This window comes from Pseudoalteromonas sp. NZS100_1, from assembly GCF_015864285.1.
Taxonomy (GTDB): Bacteria; Pseudomonadota; Gammaproteobacteria; order Enterobacterales; family Alteromonadaceae; genus Pseudoalteromonas; species Pseudoalteromonas arctica.
In genome coordinates this window covers 1-557 of record NZ_JADYXN010000271.1, presented here as the reverse complement: position 1 = coordinate 557, position 557 = coordinate 1, and the positions used below count along the sequence as shown (strand labels likewise).

The following is a 557-nucleotide window of genomic DNA, read 5'->3' as shown; positions in this document are numbered from 1 at the left end:
GATACTGAGCAGGTACACGCAGACTTTAGCTCAATGAATACAGCACTGTCAGTCATTTCTAACCTCTCATTAATACGTTGTGCTCAACAGCAAATTAATGTGATAGAGGGCGCTATTTTAAAACAAACATCACTCTCCCCTGAATTTATAAACCTATCCAGTATTGATGGAATTGGAAATACTTTAGCACTGACTATTATGTTAGAAACCGGCACGATTAAACGTTTTGATAGCCCAGGTAATTTCTCATCGTATTGTCGCTGTGTTAAAGGGGCAAGGTACAGTAATGGAAAGAAAAAAGGCGCTACGAATCAGAAAAATGGTAATCGTTATTTAGCGTGGGCTTTTACTGAGGCCGCTAATTTTGCAATTCGTTATAACCCAACAGTTAAAAAATATTATCAACGAAAACTGGCTAAAACAAACAAGGTAGTTGCGATTAAAACGGTTGCGCATAAGCTCGCAAGAGCGTGTTATCACGTGCTTAAAGACAATGTACCATTCGATGAACACAAGGCGTTTGCTTAGCGTCTATAAAACAAATTAGGTTAACGTGT

1 protein-coding gene is annotated in these 557 nt (G+C 38.4%); it reads left to right on the top strand.

Annotation, left to right across the window (positions count from 1 at the left end; genetic code table 11):
• Positions 1-528: transposase (locus I6F66_RS21765; RefSeq protein ID WP_197209848.1), on the top strand; the 528-nt coding region annotated here is incomplete at its 5' end.
• Positions 529-557 lie beyond the last annotated feature (29 nt).